Origin of the sequence: Povalibacter sp. (genome assembly GCF_036520495.1) — a bacterium.
Taxonomy (GTDB): domain Bacteria; phylum Pseudomonadota; class Gammaproteobacteria; order Steroidobacterales; family Steroidobacteraceae; genus Steroidobacter.
Genome location: NZ_DATDJO010000059.1, coordinates 22,362 through 28,555, shown reverse-complemented (window position 1 = coordinate 28,555; position 6,194 = coordinate 22,362). Strand labels below are relative to the sequence as shown.

The window sequence follows — 6,194 nt, the reverse complement described above, 5'->3', positions numbered from 1 at the left end:
CTCGGCATCGGCCATCTGCGGCACCTTCTTCGGATTCACGAAGCTGGTGACCTCCACACGCCGCAGGCCCGCAGAGATCAGCCGCTCGATCATCTGCACCTTGTCGGCCGTCGAGACGATGCCCGGCTCCAGTTGCAGACCGTCACGGGGGCCGACTTCCAGGATCTCAATCTGCGGACTCATTCCTTCCGGCCTCTTGATGACTTATCAGCATTCAAACGTTTCTCGAAAATCTACTAATTGACTCAACACCGGCTGGGGCTGGACCAGCTACGCTGATCCAGCCCGCCAGGATCGACTTACTTGCTGATTTCCGACTTCGGACGCCGGGCAATCTCCGGCTCCTTGTGCGGGTCGTACGAAAACGCCTTGTCGGATGGGAACACCACATCGCCGGATCGCAGGAACGGCGCATTCACCGTCGCAATCATGCGATCGCGATCTGCCTTCCATTGCTGTTCTTCTTCCGCCGTCGGCATGTACGCCTGAATCGACTCCGGCGTCACCGCAATCTTTCTCGCCATCAGCGCCTCGATGACGTACAGACGGCGGCGCGCCGTCCACACCTCCGCACCGAGCGCCTGCAGCGAATGCGTGAGGGCATCAATGTGTGGATTGCCCAGGAACGTCATGTTCTCCAGGTCGCTCTTGATGAAGTCCGTCGTGTACGTCTTCGGATCGGGTTTGCTTGTCTTAGCAATGTCTTTGGCCATGTCGTTGCCTCGAATTTGGGGATGTCGCTGTTGTCGCCGTCATTACGCCTTCGTGGCGACCAGACGGATCTTGTCCAGCCACCAGGAACCGCCCGAGACACCGGGGATCGCATTCGGATCCACCTTCAGTCCTGCAGCTCGCATCGCACCCAGGCGATCCATATCACCCCACTCCATCATCCAGACCTCATGGGTGATGCGGTAATCGAGATAGTGATCGAGCTTGCCCAGCGCGTCTTCCTCATAGCCATTCATGCCGCTGTCCGCCGGACGGTAGACACCGCCTGGGCGCAGCACGCGCTGAACTTCCTTGAACACATTCTTCGACGCTTCCGCCGTCATCTCGTGATGGAAGGAGGAACTGGTAATGATGTCGAAGTGGTTATCGGGAAAACCATTGTCCTCCGCCAGCCGGTGGGCGAAGTTGACGTTCATTCCCATCTGATTGGCGCGCAGGTGGGCGAAGCGCACCATTGGGCCGGCGACGTCCAGACCCCACACCTCTGCGTCGGGGAAGCGGCGCTTCATTGCCGTGGCCAGCTGGCCGGTACCCGTGCCTTGATCGAGAATGCGACGGACTTTGCCGTCCGGCGGTGCGGGGATGCTCTTGGCGATGGCATCGAAGAATGCGTCCTGCTCGCCCGCGCCGTCACCCAGGATCTGCGTGCCATAGAAGTAGGTCCAGCCGGCGAACGGATCGCCCTGGTAACCGCCCGTCTGGTTATGGATCTCGTGCTTGGTGTAGTCCGGGATGTCCATGTCGGGACTCATCACCAGCGCACCCGGACCCTGCTTGTCAGCCGCCTCCATCAGCTCCAGGAAGTGACTGCCCTTGGAGTGGAAGTAGTTGCGCAGCGTCGCGAACGTGTCGTAGTTGTTGAGCGAACCCAGGCGAGCTGCTCGCGCGATGATCGGATCATCATGCAAGAGTTCTGCGAGCTCCTTCACCTTCATGTCGGTCGGCTTGGTCGGATCGATACCGTTCAGCCGCAGGATTTCCTGACCACGCTGATCGGCAACGTCGCGAAGCTGTCCGCTCCACCTGGCGCGACCCCACACGTAACTCTGGTAGCTTTCGATATCCAGGTCCGGCAGACGCGTGAATATGCCTCGCTTGCCGCGCGGCGCCTGAACGGTCGGAGTGACGACCGCGCCGCCCGCATTGACCGGACGACCCAGTGCCGAACTCGCGGCGGACGCGTCACTCATGTCGCTGGCAAGCGCCGCGTCGCTGAGGACGGCGATGGCGGGAAGCGTAGAAAGGCCCAGCAGGAGCGATCTACGGGATGTGTCGGTATCTTTCATTCAAACTCTCCAGTGGCGGCGAAGCGCAGTAGATCCAAAAGACAATCGCGCACAAACTTACGGCTCGCAACGAATGATCACGATTTGAACTCCACAGTTAACGATTCAACACTGTGCACATGATTGGAGCCCCATGACTCAAAAACGAAACGTGTAGCTGAGCCTGGCACTCAAGGCCGAGTTCATGGTCCGGAAGGAGTTGTCCTTGTCGTAGTCCTGGAAGCTGCGGTCGACAATCAGGAAGAACTCACGACCTGCTTTCGGAACCCACACCAACCGACTGTGAACACCGAACACTTCGGAGACGTCGTCGTACTGCAGCAGGCTCACCCAGCTCAGCTCGGACGAGAATCCGACCTCGGTCGTCGCACTCATCAACCGAGTGGTGAAGTCGCCTTGGGGCAGACTGATGTCGTTCCAGTCATACGACACCTTCATGGTGAGATGGCGAGACTGCTGCCAGACCAGTTTGCCCGCGACGTTGACCCGCTCACCGTCGTAGAAATCGCCCTGACGGAAGGTCAACTCGCCTGCCAGCTTTCTCTGATCGCCTGACTGAAAAGTGAAGCCGTACTCATCGAACTTGTAGCGACCCGCGGGAACGACAATCGATTGGTCGCCACTGCCATAGATCTCGAAGGCCTCGCTGACCCACTCCTCGTTGGTGAGATAAGAGAGCGTCAGGATATCGACGCCCTGCGACTCCAGCTGCAGCGGTCGAAATGCGATGATCTGGGTCTGCAGTTCGCCATCTGTCAGTGAGGTTACGCGCTGCCCATCGATACCGAAGTTGAGCGACTGCAGCACGCCTCCCTCGAAGAAGCGCGTGTAGCCAACGTCCGCCACTTCGATACGGATGTCGCTGCGGTTCACGTAGCCCATCGCCGGGAAGAAGTTCTTCTCAACCTCGCGGAAACCGATACCGCCGCGAGCGCCGCTGGCATTGGGCATTCGCAGTCCGACACCAAAGGAGGAATCGTCGCCTTCGAGACCTTCGGTATCGGTCTGCTGGTACCACAACTCCGCTTCAAGGGTGCGTCCGCCAGGCAGCTGGGTGTTCATGAACAGGAAGTCCGCACCCACCAGCGTATTGTCGCGATTCGAGTTCGGGTCGCCCGAGGTTGCGATGAACCCCACGCTCGATTCCGACAGCACATTCACCGAAGCACGTGCGACTGCAAGGTTCGTAGGATCGATTCGCGTCCCGTCTTCGTACACGAACTCATCCTGCCGCACGGCGAGCGCACCGATGTTCACGTTGCCGACGCGACCGCTGAGTTTGCCGCCATACTTGAGATCGACCGGCGTCCCGAGGGGACTCAGGCCGAGGCGGCGAGAGAAGAAGGGTCGCGCGTTCTCCTGGGTGGGGCGATCGACGGACAACGCGCCATCCGCAAATCCAGCCGTGCCAATGCGACCGAATTCGAACAAGTCGGCATCGTTGAGGAAGAAATTGCGCTTCTCAGGGAAGAACGGACTGAACCGCGTGAGATTGACCTGGCGCTCATCCACCTCGGCGGCCGAGAAGTCGGTATTGACGGTCAGCGATCCAGTCAGCGATGGCGTGATGCGATAGTAGACGTCGAGCGATGGATCGCTTGTCGTATCGCTCGTCTTATCACTCGTCGCGGTCGCATACGACGTGCGATACGCAGAAGAGTAGCCAGCAACCACATCGAGCCCGGTGCCACGGTCAAGACCCTCCATGCCATCGAGGACCCCCACGATGCCGGGATTCCAGTTGCGATTGCGTGACACCCAGACCGATTCCTCACCGTGTCGGCGCGTAGCGCGCGACACATTGAAGCCCCATGACTGCACCTTCGGATCGAAGGGCAGCGTCTTGAAGGGAATGGCGATCTCCGCTGTCCAGCCTTGTTCATCGACGTTGGCTGCCGCTTCCCAGATCACGGTCCACGATATCTGGTAGCTGTTGTTCTGATACAGCATGTCGTTGCGCACGCCATTGGCGTTCACATCGAATCGGTAGCCCTGACGCCGGGAATTGAACGGATCCAGAAGCACGGAGAAGCGGTCGTCGGTCCCGAGGTTGGTACCCTGCTTCATGATGTTGCGCGTGATTTTGTCCGGGGACTTGTCGAACAGCCTCGCGCCGATATAGATGGCGTCCTTGTCATAGAGCACGTAGGCAATCGTCGCCTCGATCTCTGGCGCACCATCGCCGGGTCGAACCTGCCGCAGATCATCGATCACTGCAGCGTTCTTCCACACCTCATCGTCGAGCTTGCCGTCGATGACAGGCCGTGTGTCCGTGCGGACGATCCGCAGCGTCTTCGGTGCATCCGCGGTTTCCGCCGCAACGGCATGCGTGAACAGCTGGCCGGTAGCCAGCGTCACGAACGCCATGGTGATCGCCGCCATATTCCTTCTCATTCTCATCGTAGCTCGCTTCATCTACTCATCTCGAACGTCGATCCAACCGATCCGCTTCGCCGCTGGCGAAGCCCATGCCGGGGTGGGTGCGCCCACCGGATGATTGAACGAATCCGATTCATGCCCGTGTCGAGCAACCCCCTCGGCGCATTGGCACGCCGAGGGAGAGTCAACGTTTGCTCGATCTGCTGAGAGGGGCCTATGCGCGCTTCATCACATCGCGGCCGACCAGTCGACCGAAAGTGACCGAAGGCGTGACGCCGCTGCCCTGAATGGCCGCATCGCCCGCCACGTGCGCCAACCCAATGACTTCACCCGCCGCGTACAGGTTCTTGATCACACCGCCATTGGGACGCAGCAGTTGCATGTCCGCATTCACGGCCAGGCCGCCGAACCCGATGATGTTGCCGCCCGACAGCTCGATCGCGTAGTACGGGGGCTTCGCAACTTCAGCCGGCAGGAAGGTGCGGCCCAGACTGTCGCTCTTGTTGCGAACGCCGGCGTTGTAGTCCTGCACCGTGCGCTTCAGGTTCTCGACATTCAGCTTCGTGGCGGTCGCCAGTTCCTCGATGGTCTGGGCCTTGAAGAACATCGGATGCTTGCCGAACAGCGGCTCGATGTCCGTCTTCTCCTTGCTCTCCACCACGAGCGACGACTTCTCCCAGATCTCCTGATCGAAGACGACCCACATGCGCTGCGTCGGTTGCTGCGTGAAGCGGCGCTCACGCAAGTCGATATCCAGCCCGTCTTCGCGCACGAAGCGCTGACCGAGGTTGTTCACCCAGATCTCCCACTGCGGACGGCGGTCCTGGCTCAGCTCCGTCTGGAAGATGCTGACGCTCGGATAGTTGCGGTCGTTAAGGATGCCGCCGCCCTGCATCTGATATTCCCCGCCACGCACGAAGCCGCCGGCACCTTCGCCCAACAGCAGGCCGTCGCCTTTGGCCATGTAGTAGGCGGAGCTCGTGTACTGGTTCAAGCCGGTCACGCGCTTGAACATCTCGGGGTTATGGCAGTAGCCGCCGCTGGTGATCGCGACCTTGCGCGCCGAGAACTGCGTCCTCACGCCGTCTTCAGCCACCGCGATCACGCCAGTCACACTGCGATCGCGCGCCGTTACGAGTTCGGCCGCGCCAGTCGCCATCAGGATCTTCACCTTCCCCGCTTCGACGTGCTTGCGCAGCTCAGCCTGCAAGACGTTGAGCAGCGTTCGGCCTCGCTCTGGACCGGTGAAATAACGGGCGGCCGAGAATGAGGCATGACCGCCACGACCCATGACCGGCTCACCATCGCGTGTCTTGTAGCCAATGCTCTCCAGCCAATCCGCCATCGGACCGGCATTGTCGACATAGCGACGAGCCACCGCCGGGTTCGCCCGGTTCTGCGACAAGCGCATGATGTCGGCGTAGTGCGCATCGGCGGAATCCTTGATGCCCTTGCGCGCTTGCATCTTGGTACCAGCCGCAGCCATCGATCCGCCCGAGATCCACAACGTGCCGCCGATCTGAATCGACTTGTCGATCATCAGAACCTTCGCGCCCTGCTCCGCCGCCGCAATGGCGCAGGGAATACCGGCAGTACCGCCACCGATAACGATCAGGTCATAGGTCTCTGCGGCAAATGCACGCAGCGGTACGCCGGCGATACCTACAAGACCCACACCCGCCGCGGCCGACGAAATGAACTGGCGTCTGCTGAAAGGTCCACGAAACTGTGTCACGGCAATTCCCTCGTGATTACGAAAATCCAAAAAGACATATTCATATCGACTCCCGCACAGGG

The 6,194-nt window shown here is 60.3% G+C and carries 4 protein-coding genes and 1 pseudogene; all 5 read right to left on the bottom strand.

The annotated features are described in order from the left end of the window. Positions 1-183, bottom strand: a pseudogene (locus VIZ63_RS20125) (hydroxymethylglutaryl-CoA lyase); the annotation flags it as partial. A gap of 116 nt (positions 184-299) precedes the next feature. After that, the gene (locus VIZ63_RS20120) at positions 300-713 is read right to left on the bottom strand and encodes a hypothetical protein (protein WP_331611552.1); all 414 of its coding nucleotides are present in this window, start codon (positions 711-713) and stop codon (positions 300-302) included. Positions 714-755: 42 nt separating this feature from the next. After that, positions 756-2,018 (bottom strand): class I SAM-dependent methyltransferase, encoded by a 1,263-nt coding sequence (locus VIZ63_RS20115; RefSeq protein ID WP_331611551.1) that lies wholly within the window; start codon positions 2,016-2,018, stop codon positions 756-758. Positions 2,019-2,156: 138 nt separating this feature from the next. Beyond that, positions 2,157-4,400 (bottom strand): carbohydrate binding family 9 domain-containing protein, encoded by a 2,244-nt coding sequence (locus tag VIZ63_RS20110; protein WP_331611550.1) that lies wholly within the window; start codon positions 4,398-4,400, stop codon positions 2,157-2,159. Positions 4,401-4,611: 211 nt separating this feature from the next. Beyond that, the gene (locus VIZ63_RS20105) at positions 4,612-6,132 is read right to left on the bottom strand and encodes an FAD-dependent oxidoreductase (RefSeq protein ID WP_331611548.1); all 1,521 of its coding nucleotides are present in this window, start codon (positions 6,130-6,132) and stop codon (positions 4,612-4,614) included. Positions 6,133-6,194: the final 62 nt, after the last annotated feature.

Coding starts and splice junctions, on each gene's coding strand:
- VIZ63_RS20120 (WP_331611552.1), bottom strand. CDS start 713: ATGGCCAAAGACATTGCTAAGACAAGCAAACCCGATCCGAAGACGTAC.
- VIZ63_RS20115 (WP_331611551.1), bottom strand. CDS start 2,018: ATGAAAGATACCGACACATCCCGTAGATCGCTCCTGCTGGGCCTTTCT.
- VIZ63_RS20110 (WP_331611550.1), bottom strand. CDS start 4,400: ATGGCGGCGATCACCATGGCGTTCGTGACGCTGGCTACCGGCCAGCTG.